This window comes from Pseudoalteromonas citrea (assembly GCF_000238375.3).
Taxonomy (GTDB): domain Bacteria; phylum Pseudomonadota; class Gammaproteobacteria; order Enterobacterales; family Alteromonadaceae; genus Pseudoalteromonas; species Pseudoalteromonas citrea.
Window position 1 is genome coordinate 65,980 of sequence record NZ_AHBZ03000014.1, and the last position, 19,001, is coordinate 84,980.

Here is a 19,001-nt window from a genome sequence, read left to right on the forward strand (position 1 = left end):
TGTATCGCACTTAGATTAATAAAACGACAAAATCATAGAAAAATAACAACAATATGAACCTTTATGAAAAATAGTGAATATTAATTCAAGAAAATGTACGTTAACTACGTCAAAATAACAACGAGAAATGAAAACGTGGCTTAACCTATTTATTTATCAAAATTAATTTTTATCCTTTGTTATTTTAGTTATTTATTTCCGTTACTATCTAAAAGTACAAGTTAGTATCTACACTCATGACCGCCATACGCTGATAACTGTAACTAACAACGCGATTAACAATGCCATATTGCATAATTTATAAGAGCAAAAACGGATGCACATTCTTTTATCTGATAAACGCTATACCTATCAACCAAAATTTCGATTCATTAAGCCGAAAGACCAACAGAAAGTTAAAGTAAAGCTATCAAACAACCTAGTCCTTGCATTTGGTTATAAGCTTACCGAGCAACTAAATTACTTCACTATGGCAGCTGAAGCCGCGTTCATGACATTGAACCCACTAGACAGACAAAAAAATCAGTTTTTTATTGAGCTCGACTTATATTGCGATGAACAAGAAACTATTAATTTGCAAGCAGAAAGCACAAGTGTTGGATTGGGCTATTCATTAGGGGTCGCACTTGCTTATCGAAATCACTTAGACAAACACGAGCCTCTTATTGAACACATTTTCGCTACTGGTGAAGTTTCCTCAAGTGGAAATGTTCATGGTGTTGGGCATATAAACGAAAAAATTATGGGTGCTCTCCACTCAATGCAAAAACACCCTAATCAGGCTTTTACCGTGTTTGTGCCAAGCGCAAACGATAGTGATATCATGCCAGCGCTGGTCGATGAACTTATTAGCAAAGGTGGCACTTTGTGTTCAGTCGAGCATATTAGCCAAGCAATTCAAGCACTACTAAGTCATGACTTCGATGGCTCGGTTGCCGCGGAAGCTCTCACTTTTAAGGGTTTATGTAGTTTTGACCCATATGATGCTTTTTATTTCTTTGGCCGAGAAAAACAAATCGCAGATTTACATTCCCTTTATCATGAGGGACCCTCACTGATAAAAGTGCATGGCGTTTCAGGCAGTGGTAAGTCAAGCCTAATAAAGGCGGGGTTATTACCCGAACTGCTTAAAGAACAACCCAATTTAAAATGGCATATTGCTGCACCTCGACAATTCAACAATAGCCATGAACTTCTTACTGACTTTGTGTCTTCGAGCGACGCTGGTTTTAGTGTGCTCTTGTCTATGCTTGAAATCCCAATAGCACAATTTGTTGACAGTCTACTAAATCAAAATACTACTTACCTTGATGAAATTTCAGCGCATTTAAGTGCTCATAAAGCGCAATATATATGGTTTATTGACCAATTTGAGGAACTATATGACTTAGATTTAAACAGCCAAGTATTGCGTTCACTGTCGATACTTAGTGACATAACACCGATCACTGTAATCGTAAGTATTCGTAGCGAATACCTTCATTATACAGATATGATCGGCCACGATTTTTATGTAACTCATAGTCTGTCAGCAAAAAGCTGGATAAATATTATTGAACATCAATCGATAGCGTTAGGCCTATCACTAGAGCCAGGGCTTGCTCAAACCATACAAACAGAAGCACTGAAGCTATCACACGGGCTACCTGCAGTTGAATATCTACTCACTCAAATGCACGGTTTAGCAATAAAAACCGAAGAACCAAAGCAACTTACACATGCCCAATACCTGCACCTAAACAAATTAACAGGTGTTATATATAAACAAGCAGAACGGATCCTTAGCCAACATGAACAATTAACAGAGCAATTTTTTGAGCTCTTTATTGGTGTTAATTTAAATGGTAATAGCTACGCAAAACATGTTGATTTTACAGTGTTGCTCCAGAATTACCCACACCTAAAAGAGTTGGTCAATGAGTTGATAGAAAAGCAACTTATCATTAGACATCAAGTTCACAAATCACCACCCTATGTCAAGTTGACACATGATTGCCTTATTACCATTGCTGAGGATTTATCATTAGATCAGCAGATCTGGCCTCGCTTCTATATTTGGTTAAGCGATAAAAAAAGTTACCTTCAATGGTTTCATGGTATTGAAGCCAAGTTTATCCTGTGGAAGCAATGTTTAAATAGTATTCAAGAACAGCAGGCATATACGCTCAGTAAATATGAACTGCACGAAGGCGCAAAATACCTAAGTCAGCCTGGTACTATATCCCTGCAAGAAGTTCGCAATTATATTATGCAATCTCAACAAGGGTACCAGTCTTCATTAGAGCTGCAAAATAAGAGTCAAAAGCGCCAACTGATTAGCTCCAGCATTTTATTCAGTATTGCTTTTGGTTCTGCTGTCTTTGCCTATATACAAAAACAGCAAATACAAAAAGAACAACTCAAGACAAGTAATGCCCTTTCGAGTTTAAAAGAAACTGTACTTGTTAATATTGACTCTTTAGAGCCTCTTTTAACCCAGTATTTACCAACATATCAACGAAAATACCTAAACCAGCACTTAACAGAGCTTATTGAAAGTGTAGATGATTTGCCACTGACAGATGTGGACAAATTACGTTTGTTATTAATGCGAATAAAAACGCTACGCCAGGATGACTCGAGTCACATAAGTACAATTAAAGAAGCGCTAAATGCTGTACAGAATAAGTTGACTACATTGACAAAGCTAGCATCACAAAGCTCTGCGCAAACGCAAGTTATTGTGGAGTTTAATTACCAACTGGGTGCTCTGCTACTAAAACACGGCGAGTCTGATGAAGCACGCCGCTATTTTACAGAAGCGCTTCGCCAAGCTGACACACTGACAGAGAAAAGCAAGCATATAACGTTACTCGTTATGAAGATCTCCATAAAACTAAACATCATTGCTATGAATTCAGGAGATGTTATACCTGCAAGGGCCCAGCTCAACGAGCTTTTAACAAACCTTAATAAGTTATCTTTTCCTCAAAAATTCGAGCAAAATATTAACAACCTAAAAGTCGATATCTTAAGAAGTATTGCTTTAACATCAGATTCGAATTCACAGGCAACGCCTCTATTACTTCAAGCTAAAGCAGTTTTAGAGAAGCAGCTACATAACGACCCTAACCACCTAATTTTAAAATATAATTTACTAAGAACTTATATCAACCTTGCTGAGTCTAGTAGAGACAAAACTAAGTCATATAACTACTACGAAAGTGCGAATGAGATAGCCCATGCTTATGCAATAAAAGACCCTGATAATATACACATACAAGTAGCTCAGTTATTACTCTCCACTCGACTAGGAAAGCGCTCCGTTGCTAAAAAACAGCTGGATAAAGCACAAGCATATTTTATCACTGGGATGGAAATTGCCAAAAAGCTTAATCAATTAGATAGTACCAATATCGATTGGCTTGGTCATACAACAGAGCTGTATAGCGCCTATGCCAATTACTATGTAAAAGCGAATTCACCATCGATGAGTATGAAGTACTATCAAAGAGCGATTGAAACAGCAAGAAAGCTCGTTGATCAGAATGAAAACAACCTACAGTTTGCAAACTTACTGCAAAGCATATATTCGGAAGTAGCAAATCATTTGTACAACTCTGGTAAAAAGCAATCTGCAATAGAATACTTTGAAAAAGCAAAAACTATCTCGTCAATGCTGATACAAAAACAGCCTAATAACATCAATTATAAGACGAGCCACAGGAAAAAACTGTTTAACCTCGGGTATATTGCAGCTGAGCTACAGCAAAATAGCACTGCATGTAACTACTTTTTATCGGGACAAACACTAGCTAAGAAACATATAATTAACAACCCAAGCACTGACTGGGTTAAAGCACTAGATAAATTTAGCTATAGGGTAACAGCTTTAAAGTGCTCTAAAACCCAAGAGCATTAAAGCTAATAAAAATAGTTTTACACAACATTAAGGAGGTGTAGATGTGGTTTCATAAAAAAGATTCGGTACAAGAAGCTTACCGATTTATTAAATTTCTAACTAAGAAAAAATCAATATCAGATCACCGAATTGACACCGAGTCGCTCATTCAAGAAACTTTGTTAAAGGTGATAAAAGCGACGCAACGAGAGCTAACATTGGATACTAATACAGCCAGTGAAGATAGGCTAAGTATTCAAAATGAGTTTAATCATCTATTAAAAGCATATACTTACCGAGCTTTCGAGTGTGTATATCTAGACATGTGCAATAATGTAACATTTCGTCGAAAGTCACCGGGCGAATTAGCAAACTCATCGGATGAAAATAGCTCCGTGCAATTAGTCCATGTCTATGACAGTCATAACACTGAACATTCAAGTAATATTTTTGAAATGCTGCCAACTCCTCAAGCAACGCCGCTTCAAGGAACAAGAATTGATAAAAATGCATCCCAATTTATAAACTTGCTACTTGAAACAATTGGTCAAGAGAAAGACCAACGTAAGCAAGCTTTATTTTTTGACTTTTTCTCATTGTCATTTAGACAAAGCGGACAAACACAGAAGCAATTAGGTCAATTACACGGATTCCAGGGTAATATAGCAATTACTCACATATCAAGATTTGTAAATAAACTCTCTCACCGAGTCAAAGAGTCTGAATTAGACTTAGAACTACACAGCTCAAATTTAGCAAGTTTAGACATCTACTTTCTCAATCACAGTAACAAATTAAATGAGACGATATCAGTATGAACAAGGTTAAGATCACAAACAAGGTACTAAAGTCACTTGAAGATCACCTCATCGCAAAATCTATTAGTGAGTTTGAACACTCAGAGCACATGGGTCTCAGCTCTCAAGAGTTAGTAGTTATTGATACTATTTATGCTCAACATACGAAAAAATCTATTACAAAACGTCACTTTGAAGTGCCTCTACTCGCTGCTAGTGCAGAGCTAAGTCAAAAAAATAAACCTTGGTGGGATTTTGATACAATAATCAACGACACATTTCAGCTAGCTGTTTTTAGCTCATATGGGCAAAATATGTTGGAAGATGTCGATTTTGAATTAAACCCTATAAAAGGTAAAGAAAGAGAGTTTAGTGATTACTTCTCTTCATTTAGGGGCTCAAAACAAGGTATACGCATATATTGGTCTAAAAATAAACAACAAGTCGTTATGGAAGGAGAGTTAGTCCACTCCTTTGAAGGGGACTACGTTACAGGCCAAGGTAAAATATTATCAAACGAGTACATACATGACGGGAGTTTTAAGCTGATGCTAGAGTTTTACTCCATACCATTATGAAAATACCGTGCACGCAAACATAATAAAATGGGAGAGATATAAATATCTATATCTCTCCCCTATTCACCAATGAGGCTCTATTTCTTATATTTTTCGAACCATGCTAATGTGTGTTCTATTTTACTTATCATACGTGATGGTCTGCCAGCAATTCCATGAGGAGCGCCTGGTATCTTTATGAGAACGGTGTCTATTTTACGAAGCTTTAACGCTTGGTAATATTGCTCAGTCTCTGCCATTGGGGTACGCAAATCATCCTCCCCTGTCATTAGCATTGTTGGTGTCGTTACATTACCAACGAGCGACATAGGTGAACGCTGCCAATAATGCTCGACATGCTCCCATGGCATTCCCGGAAACTGCGTTGGGATCTGTGTTAAGCCACTATCTGCTGTAAGTACTTTGCTAAGCCAGTTAATTACTGGTTTTACTACCACTGCGGCATTAAAACGCTCTGTTAGCCCAATAGCATAAGCAGTCGCAATACCGCCTGCTGAACCTCCGGCAATAAATAAATTTTTCTCATCAATAAAGCCGGTTTTCAACATGGCATCAACCCCTGAATCGTGATCGGCAAAGTCCTCCTTAGAGCTATATTTATATTTTAATAACATCGCAAAGCGCTCGCCGTATGAGCTGCTGCCTCGGTGATTATCATAAAATACCACATAACCTTCTGCGGCATATCGTTGGAGCTCAGCAGAAAAATGCGGGCCGTAAGCTAAATGAGGGCCGCCATGAATTTCTAACAACAGAGGGTACTTTTTAGCAGGATCAAAGTTTGGAGGCGTAATATACCAGCCCTGAATTGCTTCACCATCAAATGATGATGTGTAATTTATCTCATGCACTTTACCGAGTTTTTTATGTGCTAACACATCTTCGTTCAAAGACGTTAACTGCTTCACTTTACCACGGGTACTCACAATCGCGACGTTTGACGGTCTAGTACTTGAGCCTAACGTATATGCAATATCACCGGCGTAGTTAGCGCTAAACGAACCACTTAAATAAGGACGACCTAGCGTGGTCCCTGATACGGTATCAGTTAGGTCTTTGATTTTGCCGTTTGTGGTAATTGTTGCGAGCTTTCGCTTACCAAAATCGTCATACGACATTGCAAGTTTAGAAGTACCGATCCAAGTAGGATTTTGAACTGAGCGGTCAAAGTCACTGGCAACCACCTCAGATTTTTTGGTACGCCACGTCATAATATTGAGCTTGTGATTGCGATAAGGGTTTGGTGCGTTCGAAGCGCTTAAATATGCCAACTGCTTACCATTTTCAGAAAAGCTCGGCGAATGCTCTCGACCTGGTGCAAAAGTAAGTTGAGTTAATTGATTATCTAAACTAATTTCGAACAAATCACCTTCTAATCTTTTATATTCCCAATCAGCAATTCTGTTTGCAGAAAATACTATCGACTTAGAATCACGACGCCATGCAAGTTTGCCACTGTGATGAAACTTACCTGTGGTTAACTGCCTTGGCGTCCCACCTTCGCTTGGTAAGACGAATATCTGCTTGTAGCCAGGCTTGACCAAACCGCGTCCATCCGCCTGATAATAGGCTTTATCAATAACAATAGCTGGCTCAGACCAGTTAGCTCCTTTGGGTTTTGCCGGCATTTTGGCAACCACGGTTGGCTTTTCGTTCACTTGTTGGCTAAAAGCAAGCCACTTGCCATCAGGTGACCAAGTTAAATTACTCACACTTGAGGTAAGTTGTGATAGAAGTGCAGTCTTATTTTCAGCTAAATAATGTACATGTATTTGCGTGGTACCAGATACATTGCTGATGAATGCCACTTTTTTACCATCTGCAGACCATCTCGGGTGTTTAAACTGATTTGCCCCTGAAAACAATGGCGTCTGCTCCTGGGTTTTTGTATTTACCAACCACAGATTGCGACGTTTGCTGTCATTCATAACGTCATTACTATTACGTACGTAGACTATTTGCTCACCGTCAGGTGACAGCTGTACATCACTGGCGTATTCAAGTGAAAATATATCTTTTGCAGTAAAAGTGTTATCAGCGTGAGCCATTGCAGGTAATAACGCGCAAATCGCGACCGCAAGACGGTTTCTATATGACATGACAGGTTCCAAACGATTATTATTAATTAACACGCATTTTTAAACAAAATTTGCCATTCGTCACTGATTAGTCGATGAAATGTCTTAGATAAGAGAGCAACGGCTTGCCACTCACGGTGACCATAAGCCAAATAATAAAATCAGGGGTGTAAAGTTGGCAACTTCGATAAGAACTATCAATAAAAACAAAAAAGCCAGCAATTAATGCTGGCTTTAAATCACTCGTCGCTATTACTAAAAGCCAAATAAGCTCACAGCAAAAAATTTAGTCGCGACCGTATTTACAAAAATAATGAGTAAGATAACCGGAATAAACGTTGAAAGTGAAAAGTTCACATACTTCTCGGTGAAGCTACCTTTATAGCCCTCGCACCCTTGTGATAACTCTTCAGATAGTTTTATTTTTTTCCAGCGATAAATTACAAATAAACAAACCATTAGGCCATTAAGCGGTAAAATAGTGTCGTAAAATACATCGTACACTAAATCAAATAAGCTTTTACTGCCGCCACCATAATTAATAAACTGAGTTAACCAATCCACCATTCCAAACGACATCGTACACAGAACAGTTAACGCCCCTGTTGAGCCTGCCAATATCATTAGTGCCGTTTTACGGCTTACCTTTTTCTCTTCAATTAATGCGGCTGTAGGTACTTCAATAATAGAAACTAAAGACGTTATTGCAGCAAAAAATACTAATAAGAAGAATACAAATGCAACTATCGAAGCGCCCGTGTAACCAATATCTGACTGAATAGCTAATAAAATCTTAGGTAAATAAACGAAAATCATCGACACTGAAGACTCTGATAGCTCATCAGGGTTCGTCGCGGGGTTAAAACTAAAAATAGCTGGGAGCACCATCAATCCGGCAATAAAGGCAACCAATGAGTCTGTCACTGCTACCATTTTAGCGCCACCAACAATATCTTCTTTTTTAGAGATATACGATGCATAGGTCATTAAAATACCCATACCCAACGATAACGAGAAAAAGGCTTGTGACAGAGCGCCATTTAACACACTGGCATTCATTTTAGAAAAATCAGGAATGACATAATAACGCACACCTGCCATTGCATTATCGAGTGTCAATACATAAGCAACCAAACCAATTAAAAGTACAAATAATGCTGGCATTAAGAACTTTGCAGCTTTTTCAATCCCCTGTTTCACACCACCGACTAGAATCAAATTAACGATTACGCCTACCAGTAGCATGTACCAAAATACACTTGACTGGTTAATAAATTGCCCAAAATGATTTGGATCAGCGAGTGCATCTAAATTACCCATCGCTGTTTGGGCAAGATACCCAAATATCCATACCGTAATTACCATGTAGAATACAGCAATCATAAACGGGGTCAGAACAGCGAGCATTCCCGCAAATGACCATTTTTTGTCATTGCCAGATAATGTTTTATATGCGCCGTATGGGTCTTGCTGTGCTTTTCGGCCCATCGCCATTTCAGCCATCATCACGGGGAGACATATAAATGCCACAAATAGCGCATAAACTAATAAGAAAGCACCGCCACCATTTTTGGTAGCCGATACTGGAAAGCCAACTAAATTACCTATACCAACAGCAGATCCCGCTGCAGCTAAGATAAATCCGAGTCGGGAGCTAAAATGCTCACGATTTGCACTCATGCAGACAACCTTATTATTATTTTTAATGAATATTCGAGCGACTCTAACAGCCTTGGCCGGTAATTTTCAAGTATTTAACGTTAAAGCTCTCCACAAATCGCATCAACGTTTACAACGCAATATAAATCAGACTAAGATAAGGAAATTTTATCTTACTGATTAGCAAAGCTATGTTATACATGATCTACTCTACAGATGTAGAAAACTCGTTAGAAAAGCGCTTGAGTGCAAGACCTGCTCACTTAGCGAGATTGACCGAATTACAAACTCAAGGCAGATTAATTACTGCAGGTCCATTGCCTGCTGTTGATTCTAACGAGCCTGGTGAAGCAGGATTTACAGGCTCTTTACTCATCGCAGAGTTTGCTTCTCTTGAAGATGCCAAAGTATGGGCCAATGATGATCCATATATTATCGCGGGCGTATACTCAGGTAGTACGGTAAAGCCGTTTAAAAAAGTTTTTTAATCCAGGTGTAAGTTCAGGAAAGGTTAATCACCTTACTTCTAATCTTATACTCTCTTGTTAAGTAAATTTAAGATCGTGGAGCTTTGTAAAATGCGATTGTCAGTTTGTCTGTTTCTATTAGGTTTGTTTCTGACCTCAAACAGTGCCCAAAGTGCTGAAAAGCCTACTGAGCAGACAATTACCAAAAAACAGGCAGTAGAACTTGCACTTGCAAGCTTTGCTGGAAGAACGTTAAAGATCACTGAACAAGGTGAACACTTCATCATACGTATATTACAAAGCAACGGTCGTATTGTAGACCTCAAAGTGAATAAGATGACTGGTGAGGTCAAAAAGGATTAGAAATGCGAATTTTAGTAATTGAAGATGATATTCAGCTAGCAGAGAACTTACGCAGCGCCCTTGAGAAAGAAAAATATAGTATTGACCTATGCCACGATGGTGAATCGGGCCTGTTTCATTTGAAAGAGTATCCACTCGACATGGCCGTGATTGATTTGGGCTTACCAAAACTCAACGGGATTGAAATTATCCGCCAAGCTCGCGCAGCAGGCATTGATATTCCCATATTAATCCTGACCGCTCGCGATAGGTGGCAAGACAAAGTCGAAGGCCTTGATGCAGGCGCTGATGATTACTTAACCAAGCCATTTCACCTTGAAGAACTTATAGCCCGCTGCAACGCGCTTATTAGAAGAAGCGCCGGACAAGCTAATCCAGAAATGAGTATCGGTCCGATAAAAATTCATACGCGTTCACAACAAGTTTGGGTCAACGAGCGTGAGCTATCCCTCACTGCTTATGAATACAAAGTACTTGAATACCTAATGGTGAATCCACAAAAAGTCATTTCTAAATCAGAGCTCACAGAGCATATCTATGATCAAGATTTCGACCTTGATTCTAATGTCATAGAGGTGTTCGTACTCAGGCTGCGCAAAAAACTTGATCCTGACGGCACACTCAATCCCGTTGAAACGCTTCGAGGTAGAGGGTATAGGTTCAAAAGCCAGTGGTAAACGCAGCACAAATATCTTTGAAAATAAGGCAAGGTTTTATCCTTGTCTTTGTTTTAATTATCGCTCTACCGGCGCTGTTTTTTTCTATAGGGCGCGCTTATCATGCGTCACTGGTTGATGCCACAGAAAAAACCCTAGAAGCCCACCTTTACTCTCTCATTTCTGAAGTTGAATTCGTGTCCGACGGCATTGAAATGCCACGAACCATTTTGGCACCCGAACTAAACCGGCTTAATTCAGATACCTTCGCTATGGTATACCAGGACCAAACTCTTGTTTGGTACTCCGAGTCAGCCGTCAATTTGTCAGTGACTCCTGAATTTATTGATGGTAAAGCAGGGGCTGCCGAGTTTGAACTTGTTGAGTATAATAGTGCCAAATATTGGCAACTGAGCTTAACGGTAATTTTAGGAAATGCAGAACAATCTCAGCACGCTCGGTTTATTCTTTTAAAACGCAATGACGCGTTAGTTGCACAAATGTCAGGGTTTAGAAATACCCTAGTCAATTGGATGCTGGTGATGGGCGTGATCATTGCCGGGCTTATGGCCATCGGTTTCATTTGGAATGCAAGGCCACTGCAACGACTCGATAAAGAAATAAAAGAAGTTGAAGCGGGTGAAAGAGATAAAATTAGCGGCTTATACCCTATCGAATTACAAACAATCAAAGCTGACTTAAATTTATTGCTAGACTCTCAACGGCGTCAAAAAGAACGTTATCGCGCGTCTTTGAGTGACTTGGCTCATGCCCTTAAAACACCGCTTGCAGTGTTAAAATCAAGCCCAATGGCAACCGATGCCGATGCACAAGAACAATTAGATCGGATTAACGCCATGATTGAACACCAACTAAAACGTGCCGCGACTGGTGCATCTGATACATGGAAAAAACAAACAGTTATAGAACCTGTGCTAAAATCTATACTCAATGCAATGCGAAAGGTTTATCACGATAAGCAGATTGATTTTAAGTATCGTTGCGATGACCACTTGGCGTTTCTGGGTGATAAAACTGATTTAATGGAAATTCTCGGCAATATCATTGATAACGCATGTAAAGCATGCGAAAAACAAGTAGAAATCACTTTATCGGTATTAGATAAAAAAGGCCTACGCATTGAAATTTGTGATGATGGGCCCGGAGTACCTGAGCATCTGCGTTCTGAATTATTAAAACGCGGGGCAAGATTAGATACTTATGAGGCAGGACACGGAGTTGGTATGGCCATTGTTGCTGATTTAGTCAACGCCTATCACGGCCGAATACATATAAATAATTCACCTTTGGGTGGGGCTAGGTTTACGATTGAGTTTAACTATGAAAAACACTAATTTATTATTAGCATCACTGCCTTGTCTATTGCTGACTACCTTTGCGCAGGCAAACCTCGACATTTTAAAAGACTGCGAACCATTAGCAGATACGCACCCCTCTCGGGCTAAAAACTATATTGTTTGTCTAGATAGTAATATCACTAACCTTGAGCGTACCCGTAAAACTTGGATCACAAAACTTCGCCTTGATATGGACTTAATCGAGCAAGATACGGGAAATTCGCAACTGCTGCCTATTGTTGAGCGAAGCTTTATTCGTCAAGATAACTATATTGAAGATAGCTGCCGGTGGCGTTACTTGCACCAAATGCCCAACGCAACCAAAGCAGCCATTATTTATAAAAAGTGTAAAATCCGCATGTTAAAAAGACACATCGAAGATTTAAAACATCCTTATTGAACTTTAACTTCACCATTTCCGAGCATGGTCGCAAGCCACTGCCCTTCCTCAGTGGCTTCTAAAGCAATTTTTACTATCATCGTCAGTGGTACTGACAGCAGCATACCCACAGTGCCTAACAACCATCCCCAGAAAATTAACGAAAGAAATACCACTAAGGTAGATAAACCAAGCCCTCGACCCATAAAGCGAGGTTCGATAATATTACCCATCACGGTATTTATCGTAATATAGCCAATTGCCACAATACCAGATGCCAGAGGGCCAACAGTCAGTAATGCCAATAAAACCGCAGGAATAGCCGCGATAATAGACCCAATATTAGGGATGTAATTCAGTAAAAAAGCCAACACTGCCCACAATACGAAATAGTCGACATCAAGTATCCAAAGTAACAATCCCGCACAAAAGCCAGTACCAAGCGACACCATAGTTTTAATCGCTAAATAAGAATTGATCGACTCTAAAAAGCGGTCGACTTGTAGCATTTTCATTTCAGGATCATCTAATGCCAAATGCACTTTTTTACTTAACATGGGTGCTTCAAATAGCATAAACACCACTGTTAAAATGATTAAAAATAAGTTGGCCATAACCCCACCAAAACCGGTTAGCATATTGGTCGCCATATCAATCATTTTTCCGGGGTCGAATAGTGAGATTAACTGGTTTTTATCTATTAAAATATTGTACTGCGCTGCCATATCGACTAACCAAATAAACTTATCTTGTAACTGCTCTCTGTAGTCTGGAAGTTGCTTAGAAAAGTCGGTAAGTGATTGCCCTACGAGGCCTGCTAAACTCATCCCAACAGCGCTTATTAAGCAAATAATAAGTACAATAGACAGCCCTTTTGGTATATGAAAACGCGCAAAGAATCGAAGCAGTGGATTGCAAATAATGGCAATAAAGGCGGCTAAAATAAAAGGGACGATAATGTCACTCGCTAACTTCACGCCCGCTAGCACAACAAACAAAGAGGCCAAAATAACAAGGCTTCTGTTTAAACCCGACAATGACGACACAGGATTTCCTTAACGATTTTTTTCTGATTCTAATGCATTCCCTGATAAAGTCATAGCCACTAGACGCTAAAGATGATCTATATTGTTTGGTGTACGTACATATTACGTTGACATTAACGCAGTAAGGAAGGTAAACCACATGAAAGTATTGATCACAGGTGCGACAGGGCTCATTGGTCGTCAATTGTGCCAAGTGCTGTATCGGGAGCATAAGCTTATCGCGTTAACACGTAACATAGTAAACGCGAAATCAATTCTGCCAAACACCGTGACATGTATAGATACGCTAGACGACGCTGATTTTAATGCGCTCGATGTCATTATCAATCTTGCAGGCGAGCCTATCGCCGATAAACGCTGGTCAGACAAACAAAAAAAGAAAATTGTAAACAGTCGGATTAGTATCACCCAACAACTGGTTGAAAAAATTAAACTCGCGAATAGCCCCCCACATACCTTAATTTCAGGCAGTGCCATTGGGTTTTATGGTCGCCAGTCAAGTCATCTCCAAATTGACGAATCATTCACAAAATGTGCCACAGAGTTTAGCAACGAATTGTGCACACAGTGGGAAGAGCTAGCCCTTAGTGCTCAGCAGTATAATACACGGGTATGTATCGTTCGCACTGGCATTGTACTCAGCGCACAAGGTGGCGCATTGGCTAAAATGTTTCCTCCTTTTAAAATGGGTCTTGGTGGCAGAGTATCCAGCGGCATACAAATGATGTCTTGGATCCACATAGATGACATGGTGAACATAATTGTGCACTTGATGAACAATACTAAGCTAACGGGTAAATTTAACGCCACTGCTCCTCAACCGGTAAGCAACATGGAATTTACTAAAACATTAGCTCGTGTACTTAAGCGACCCGCGATAATCCCCATGCCCGATATTATCTTGCGATTACTGTTTGGAGAGATGGCCGATTTACTTATTTATGGCCAAGCGGTTGTGCCCGAAAGATTAGCTAAAGACAACTTCACATTTAAGTATAAAGAATTACACAGTGCCCTAAGTGATATATTGATCTGATAAGAAGTAACCAACACACGGTTACTTCCTTATTAAAAAGTAGAGCTTATTTAATGATAAGCTGGTCTTCAAGTAGGTAGATGCTTTCTGGATTAGTTAAGCTAAAGACTTTAACTGCCAGCGTTTTACCGGCAGCATTTTCACACTGAAGAATTTGGTAAAGTACTGGCTGACGCGTATCGTTTACCACTTCTTTGTTCACGGTAAATACATCTGAATGGAAAGGCCCTTTTGCCTCTTTACCAGAGAATAAACCAAGCTCAACACCACGATTAGACAAAGTAGAACAATAAGCTTGGTTATTCTGGTTATTCACTGTTAAACGGCTCGTGACAGAGTATGCACTATGATAGCCATATGAATATGGCTGGTGTACAAACTCGCCACTAGGCACTACATCGATTTGCCAATCAACAATAGGCGCACCTGGAATGTTAACTAATACATTATAGTCAACCCCTTCACCATCAATACAATTAACATGCATCGTTTTATTGTTTGTTAAATATTGCTCAGGAATATCTGCTGATACAGTGATCTTTGCAGGTGTAGCTGGGTCGATTTCAAAACTTGGATTAACAATGTACTCGCCGCCATTGTTGCCACCACCTGTATTTGAGTAAACATTTGCAAATTGACAGCTGCTTAACTCATCTCTTAATAACAAGTCCACACGTAGTTGGTGCGCAAATTCACTTGTTATCGCCGCTGAAGATACTGGGCCAAATGAATATTGAGTTGAACGCTCATAACCATCTGTATCAGCCACATTTTGTGCTAATGCAAAACTAGCCCCAGAGAACAATGTAGAAGCCAATAATAACGCATTAGTTTTATTCATGATAATTTCCTTTTTAGTCGCTTTTTAGAATACTAATTCAAACTCATTCCGAATTAGCTGCGGCCATTCTACATAGATAAAAACACCCGCATCAACCCAAAAAATTTACATTTTTAACCAATAATATTTAAAAATATACCTTTTTAAATCGTGACTAAAAATAAAAACAAATTAAATCAGTGAGCTTAATAAACAGCGTTAAGTTCCCCCTGGTTGTTACTATGCATGATGAGTAAAACTGATTTGTTCTCATTTGATTTGGCTAAGCGTTAATAAGCATCACTAATGTACTTTTTCATAATAAAATTTAACATTAATTTATTTAATGAATAACATATCAAATAGCCAGCCAAAAAAGTCTTCATTACACAGTCAAATTAAGGTTTATACGTATTGAAAATATGTACCTTATGATGTGACCATCACCAAAGTAACACCAATAAAAAGAGCAAAGCGTGGGATCAGCGTAAAAAGCTTTTCGCAATATCGCTGTTTTTCAACATAAACGCACTGACAATTGCACCTTCAGACAAAGTAAAGAGTCGCTCTAATTCGTGCTGTGAGCCCCCTTGTAGATGTCGATTAAGCAATGCCTTAACTTGGTTTTTATGGTACGCGCAATATGCGGTAATATCTGGGTTGTATTCTTGAAATTCTGCTGCGGTATTGATAAAAAAGCACCCTCGAAACTGTGCTAAAGAGGGCACCTGGCAATTAAACCATTTATCAAGCGCACTGAACAATTGAAAGTAAGTGCTCTTTATGTCGTTAGCACCTTCTAATTCATCACAGAGCCAAGCCATAAAAACGTCATGTCGCTCCCTCAAGCAAGCTAAGATCAAATCATCTTTACTGGCGAAGTAAGCATATAGTGTTTTTTTGGCCACACCAGATGTGCTAATGATTTCGTTAATACCTACTTGCCCTGCACCTTTGGTATAAAATAAATGCAATGCGGTTTGAATGAGCTGTTGTTTTTTATCTGTCATTTTGTCTCCTTAATTATATCTATCTTGACATGAGTAGACCACCCTGTCTACCATGTAGGTAGACAGAGTGGTCTACTTAAGAAGAGGATAGGATATCGTGAAATTTAAAGATAAAATTACAGCAGGGATCGGGGCAAGCACAGCAATTGCGCTACTTGGTTTACTAGAAAAAATAGATATGCAATTGATGTTACTCATCGCACCTTTTGGTGCAAGCGTCGTACTTATTTTTGGTATACCGACGAGTCCGCTAGCCCAGCCTAAAAATGTGATATTCGGACATTTACTCACTGCACTCATTGGCTTGATTTTTGTCAATTATGTTGAAGTCAATACACTCACTATTGCATTAGCAACAGGGTTAGCAGTCAGCCTAATGCTGCTTACCAATACGACCCATCCGCCCGCTGGCGCAAATCCTATATTAATTATGATCACTGCACCCAGTTGGCAATTTTTGCTCTTTCCCATATTCACTGGCACAGTGATCATGGTACTCACCGCAAAGATGATTGAGCGGTGCCGTCAACGAGCATAAAGTACGCATAAATTAAGCATGTATGCAGACTAATGAGCCTGCATACTGTCAGTACATTTAAGGAAATGAGTAACGCAAAATACGTTTTAGCACCGAGCTATACTGCTTAAAAAACCCACCAGTATTGTACGCAATACCATGCTGAGAAAGCACAGCTTGTACCTTGGGTGCAATTTCTTGGTAACGTGATGCAGGTAAATCAGGGAATAAATGATGCTCAATTTGATAACTTAAGTGACCCGTTAAAATGTGGAATGTATTGCCTCCTTGAATATTCGATGATCCCAATACTTGACGGTAATACCACTGCCCTTGACTTTCATTCTCACAATCACGCTGCTCAAAGGTTTGTGTTTGCTCTGTGAAATGACCACAAAATATAATGGTCGATGTCCACAGGTTACGAATGAGGTTAGCGAGTAAGTTACCACTGAATACCCACAAAAATAGCGGACCTGCAAGTAACGGAAAAACAACATAATCTTTAAGTAATTGCCGTGTGCCTTTGCTAAAAAAGCGTTGCTTTAACATTCGGTGCGACACTCGAGAATCACGGCCTTGTTTTTGCTTACCTAAAAATACCCGCTCAGCAGCCAACTCATGATACGACACGCCCCACTGAAATAAGATACTCAAATTAATATAAGTTAATAGTTGCCAACTATTTTTTAGTCGCCACTTAAAGTCATTTGATAACCGTAACAAACCATAGCCAAAATCTCTGTCTTTGCCTAAAATATTAGTGTAAGTATGATGCTCATAGTTATGTACTCGATGCCAGCTTTGTCCATCACACGCAATATCCCACTCATAAGCGTGAGAGTTAATATGTTTATCATTCATCCAGTCATATTGACCATGCATAACGTTATGACCAATTTCCATATTATCTAGTATCTTTGCTACGGCGAGTAGTACAACTCCAATTAACCATAATACTGGAAGTAAAAACCCCATCATGAGTAATATCCGCCCAGACCATTCACAATACCTTTGAATTCGAATGACTCGACGAATATGATCAGCATCCGCTTGACCAACTTTACTTAGCGTTTGCAGCTTAATATCATCAAGTTCTTGAGCTAGCTGGGTAAAATTTATCGCATTCATATATTTAGCTCCAAGTCAGATACAGGTTCAGATACACACAGCTGGATCAACTGCTGACCACTGTCTGAAAGCTGTCCGGTACGAACATCTCTAACAACTCCCGCATTTTTAACGCATTGGCATTGATGACATACGCCAATTCCACATCCACGTATGACTGGTAAGTTTTGTAATTCCAATTGTTCCAGTAATGTGCCGCCGCTCTTGATGTGTGTCGATGATTGCTTGAGTTTGAGGGTAAAACGGTTCGAGTCTGTGCCCGCTGCGTGTAATAGTTCCTTTCGAACACCAAATGTTTCTTGATAGTACGGCATCCCGAACGCTTCACATGCATTTTGCACTTGTTTCATCATATTAAATGGTCCACAACAATACACATCCGATAGTCTATTTTCAGACACATAAACATCAACCGGGTGACTGTTTTTTCTTACACACTGGGTGAAACTAAAGTGCTCATGTTTCATCTGAAGCGCATTAAGCTGTTCAATAAATTGATGCTCGTGCTCTTTTGCAAAGTACACCAAACGTACAGGTTCTTTGATCAGTGGTAAGTGTTGGCTCAATAAAGCAATAAAAGGCGTAATACCAGAACCACCAGCGACCAATAGAAGTGGTTTTTTTAACGAGTTAATCGTAAATTCACCGTAAGGATTTGAAATATTGCACCAGGTTTTTGTCCGAAGAACGTCATATAACTGCCCTGTAAACCGTCCATTTTCGCCTACTTTGATCAATAACTTTATTGCTCCCGTTAACTGATGCTCATCACAACTTGATGCAATCGTAAATGTCCGAGTTAATAACTTTCCGCCTATTTCTATCGTTAAGTTAATATGTTGCCCTGCAAGATGCCTGGGCCACCCTTTCTCTGGTTTTAATGTAACTTCAACATAAAGCGATGATAACTTATTAACCGCTTGCACCTTCGCTCGGTATGATCCATCTCTCCATGCGGGTAAAAAATACTGAACAACAGGCTCCACATATCCGGAAAAACTTTGGTGATGTAAAAAGAGCTGTGTGAATTTATCAAAAATGATTCGTGCAACACGCATTTTGAGCGTACACCTGTTAGCTGAAAAAATCTGAGCGCACAAGTGTACGCTCAAAATATATAATTTCAAGAAAAATAGAGTAAATGCATTAAACAAGGTACCTTGATCAACTAAAAAGTAACGTGATAGTCCTCTAGGTTGAAATTTCTAGCCATAAAAACAATAGGC

The 19,001-nt window shown here is 39.4% G+C and carries 17 protein-coding genes; 10 read left to right on the forward strand and 7 right to left on the reverse strand.

Going from position 1 to position 19,001, the window contains the following annotated elements:
- The first annotated feature begins 316 nt into the window (after positions 1–316).
- The 3 genes from PCIT_RS03570 to PCIT_RS03580 are packed head-to-tail and all read left to right on the forward strand — an operon-like array spanning position 317 to position 5,255.
- Positions 317–3,901: an ATP-binding protein gene (locus PCIT_RS03570; RefSeq protein ID WP_010363224.1), complete on the forward strand. Its 3,585-nt coding sequence runs from the start codon at positions 317–319 to the stop codon at positions 3,899–3,901.
- Positions 3,902–3,942: 41 nt separating this feature from the next.
- Positions 3,943–4,698: a hypothetical protein gene (locus tag PCIT_RS03575; RefSeq protein WP_010363223.1), complete on the forward strand. Its 756-nt coding sequence runs from the start codon at positions 3,943–3,945 to the stop codon at positions 4,696–4,698.
- Positions 4,695–5,255, forward strand: coding sequence for a hypothetical protein (locus PCIT_RS03580; RefSeq protein ID WP_010363222.1), 561 nt, complete (start codon positions 4,695–4,697; stop codon positions 5,253–5,255). The genes PCIT_RS03575 and PCIT_RS03580 overlap by 4 nt, the downstream gene beginning before the upstream one ends.
- 77 nt (positions 5,256–5,332) lie before the next feature.
- On the opposite strand, the gene PCIT_RS03585 is transcribed toward PCIT_RS03580, so the two are convergent.
- Together PCIT_RS03585 and PCIT_RS03590 are read right to left on the reverse strand one after the other, a co-directional pair.
- On the reverse strand, positions 5,333–7,354 hold the full coding sequence (locus tag PCIT_RS03585) for a S9 family peptidase (protein ID WP_010363220.1): 2,022 nt from the start codon (positions 7,352–7,354) through the stop codon (positions 5,333–5,335).
- 234 nt (positions 7,355–7,588) lie between these two features.
- A complete protein-coding gene (locus PCIT_RS03590) occupies positions 7,589–9,013 on the reverse strand; it encodes a sodium-dependent transporter (protein WP_010363218.1) in 1,425 nt (474 codons plus the stop codon).
- Between the two features lie 170 nt (positions 9,014–9,183).
- Between PCIT_RS03590 and PCIT_RS03595 the strand changes: the two genes are divergently transcribed.
- The 5 genes from PCIT_RS03595 to PCIT_RS03615 all read left to right on the forward strand — a co-directional run bounded on the left by PCIT_RS03595 (position 9,184) and on the right by PCIT_RS03615 (position 12,236).
- Complete coding sequence (locus PCIT_RS03595; protein WP_010363216.1) at positions 9,184–9,480, forward strand: YciI family protein; 297 nt, start codon at positions 9,184–9,186, stop codon at positions 9,478–9,480.
- 90 nt (positions 9,481–9,570) lie between these two features.
- A complete protein-coding gene (locus PCIT_RS03600) occupies positions 9,571–9,822 on the forward strand; it encodes a PepSY domain-containing protein (protein WP_010363213.1) in 252 nt (83 codons plus the stop codon).
- Positions 9,823–9,824: 2 nt separating this feature from the next.
- On the forward strand, positions 9,825–10,499 hold the full coding sequence (locus tag PCIT_RS03605) for a response regulator transcription factor (protein WP_010363212.1): 675 nt from the start codon (positions 9,825–9,827) through the stop codon (positions 10,497–10,499).
- The gene (locus PCIT_RS03610; RefSeq protein WP_010363210.1) at positions 10,493–11,833 is read left to right on the forward strand and encodes an ATP-binding protein; all 1,341 of its coding nucleotides are present in this window, start codon (positions 10,493–10,495) and stop codon (positions 11,831–11,833) included. Before PCIT_RS03605 ends, PCIT_RS03610 begins: the two co-directional genes overlap by 7 nt.
- Positions 11,820–12,236 (forward strand): hypothetical protein, encoded by a 417-nt coding sequence (locus PCIT_RS03615; protein WP_010363209.1) that lies wholly within the window; start codon positions 11,820–11,822, stop codon positions 12,234–12,236. The genes PCIT_RS03610 and PCIT_RS03615 overlap by 14 nt, the downstream gene beginning before the upstream one ends.
- Here PCIT_RS03615 and PCIT_RS03620 read toward each other — a convergent pair.
- Positions 12,230–13,261 carry an AI-2E family transporter gene (locus PCIT_RS03620; RefSeq protein WP_010363207.1) on the reverse strand — a complete coding sequence of 344 codons (1,032 nt, stop codon included), beginning with the start codon at positions 13,259–13,261 and terminating at the stop codon, positions 12,230–12,232. The two genes, PCIT_RS03615 and PCIT_RS03620, sit on opposite strands and share 7 nt — an antisense overlap.
- A 139-nt stretch (positions 13,262–13,400) precedes the next feature.
- Between PCIT_RS03620 and PCIT_RS03625 the strand changes: the two genes are divergently transcribed.
- Entirely contained in the window at positions 13,401–14,297 is an 897-nt protein-coding gene (locus tag PCIT_RS03625) for a TIGR01777 family oxidoreductase (protein ID WP_010363206.1), read from the forward strand.
- Positions 14,298–14,343: 46 nt separating this feature from the next.
- Here PCIT_RS03625 and PCIT_RS03630 read toward each other — a convergent pair whose 3' ends face one another.
- Entirely contained in the window at positions 14,344–15,138 is a 795-nt protein-coding gene (locus tag PCIT_RS03630) for a hypothetical protein (RefSeq protein WP_010363205.1), read from the reverse strand.
- Between the two features lie 461 nt (positions 15,139–15,599).
- The gene (locus tag PCIT_RS03635; protein WP_010363204.1) at positions 15,600–16,127 is read right to left on the reverse strand and encodes a TetR/AcrR family transcriptional regulator; all 528 of its coding nucleotides are present in this window, start codon (positions 16,125–16,127) and stop codon (positions 15,600–15,602) included.
- Positions 16,128–16,224: 97 nt separating this feature from the next.
- On the opposite strand from PCIT_RS03635, the gene PCIT_RS03640 reads away from it, so the two are divergent.
- Positions 16,225–16,665 carry an HPP family protein gene (locus PCIT_RS03640; protein ID WP_010363203.1) on the forward strand — a complete coding sequence of 147 codons (441 nt, stop codon included), beginning with the start codon at positions 16,225–16,227 and terminating at the stop codon, positions 16,663–16,665.
- A gap of 57 nt (positions 16,666–16,722) precedes the next feature.
- On the opposite strand, the gene PCIT_RS03645 is transcribed toward PCIT_RS03640, so the two are convergent.
- Entirely contained in the window at positions 16,723–17,775 is a 1,053-nt protein-coding gene (locus tag PCIT_RS03645; protein ID WP_010363202.1) for a fatty acid desaturase family protein, read from the reverse strand.
- Complete coding sequence (locus tag PCIT_RS03650) at positions 17,772–18,833, reverse strand: flavin reductase family protein (protein ID WP_010363201.1); 1,062 nt, start codon at positions 18,831–18,833, stop codon at positions 17,772–17,774. The genes PCIT_RS03645 and PCIT_RS03650 overlap by 4 nt, the downstream gene beginning before the upstream one ends.
- Positions 18,834–19,001 lie beyond the last annotated feature (168 nt).

What these genes read in the sequence shown, in the direction of transcription:
- PCIT_RS03635 (WP_010363204.1), bottom strand. Translation starts at nt 16,127, where the DNA reads ATGACAGATAAAAAACAACAGCTCATTCAAACCGCATTGCATTTATTT.
- PCIT_RS03605 (WP_010363212.1), top strand. Translation starts at nt 9,825, where the DNA reads ATGCGAATTTTAGTAATTGAAGATGATATTCAGCTAGCAGAGAACTTA.
- PCIT_RS03625 (WP_010363206.1), top strand. Translation starts at nt 13,401, where the DNA reads ATGAAAGTATTGATCACAGGTGCGACAGGGCTCATTGGTCGTCAATTG.
- PCIT_RS03615 (WP_010363209.1), top strand. Translation starts at nt 11,820, where the DNA reads ATGAAAAACACTAATTTATTATTAGCATCACTGCCTTGTCTATTGCTG.
- PCIT_RS03580 (WP_010363222.1), top strand. Translation starts at nt 4,695, where the DNA reads ATGAACAAGGTTAAGATCACAAACAAGGTACTAAAGTCACTTGAAGAT.
- PCIT_RS03585 (WP_010363220.1), bottom strand. Translation starts at nt 7,354, where the DNA reads ATGTCATATAGAAACCGTCTTGCGGTCGCGATTTGCGCGTTATTACCT.
- PCIT_RS03570 (WP_010363224.1), top strand. Translation starts at nt 317, where the DNA reads ATGCACATTCTTTTATCTGATAAACGCTATACCTATCAACCAAAATTT.
- PCIT_RS03630 (WP_010363205.1), bottom strand. Translation starts at nt 15,138, where the DNA reads ATGAATAAAACTAATGCGTTATTATTGGCTTCTACATTGTTCTCTGGG.
- PCIT_RS03575 (WP_010363223.1), top strand. Translation starts at nt 3,943, where the DNA reads ATGTGGTTTCATAAAAAAGATTCGGTACAAGAAGCTTACCGATTTATT.
- PCIT_RS03645 (WP_010363202.1), bottom strand. Translation starts at nt 17,775, where the DNA reads ATGAATGCGATAAATTTTACCCAGCTAGCTCAAGAACTTGATGATATT.
- PCIT_RS03600 (WP_010363213.1), top strand. Translation starts at nt 9,571, where the DNA reads ATGCGATTGTCAGTTTGTCTGTTTCTATTAGGTTTGTTTCTGACCTCA.
- PCIT_RS03590 (WP_010363218.1), bottom strand. Translation starts at nt 9,013, where the DNA reads ATGAGTGCAAATCGTGAGCATTTTAGCTCCCGACTCGGATTTATCTTA.
- PCIT_RS03595 (WP_010363216.1), top strand. Translation starts at nt 9,184, where the DNA reads ATGTTATACATGATCTACTCTACAGATGTAGAAAACTCGTTAGAAAAG.
- PCIT_RS03650 (WP_010363201.1), bottom strand. Translation starts at nt 18,833, where the DNA reads ATGCGTGTTGCACGAATCATTTTTGATAAATTCACACAGCTCTTTTTA.